This is a genomic window from Synechococcus sp. CCY 9618 (assembly GCF_019038415.1).
Lineage (GTDB): Bacteria > Cyanobacteriota > Cyanobacteriia > PCC-6307 > Cyanobiaceae > Cyanobium.
This window is the reverse complement of sequence record NZ_JAFKRG010000069.1, coordinates 1-288: the sequence shown is the minus strand read 5'-3', so window position 1 is coordinate 288 and position 288 is coordinate 1. Positions and strand designations below refer to the sequence as shown.

The following is a 288-nucleotide window of genomic DNA, read 5'->3' as shown; positions in this document are numbered from 1 at the left end:
ATCGGCCTGGCCGCTATGGCGCTGATCAGGCGTCACGAACCGGATACCGCTGTGGCGGTGCTGGTGGTTGTACCAGTCCACGAATGCCGCCACCCAGGAGCAGGCGTCGTCCTGGCTCCGGAATGGCCGCCGTGGGTAGTTCGGACGGTACTTGACCGTGCGGAACAGGGATTCCGAGAAGGGGTTGTCGTTGCTGACCCGAGGCCGTGAGAATGACCGCAGTACACCCAGCTCCTCCAGTCGGGCTTCGAGGGTGGCAGCCCTCATGGCATTGCCATTGTCGGCGTG

Annotated in this window: 1 protein-coding gene; it reads right to left on the bottom strand. The window is 64.2% G+C overall.

Annotated elements, in window-relative coordinates:
* Nucleotides 1-288 (bottom strand): integrase core domain-containing protein (locus KUG41_RS15180; protein ID WP_216905046.1); only part of this gene is annotated, 288 nt, incomplete at both ends.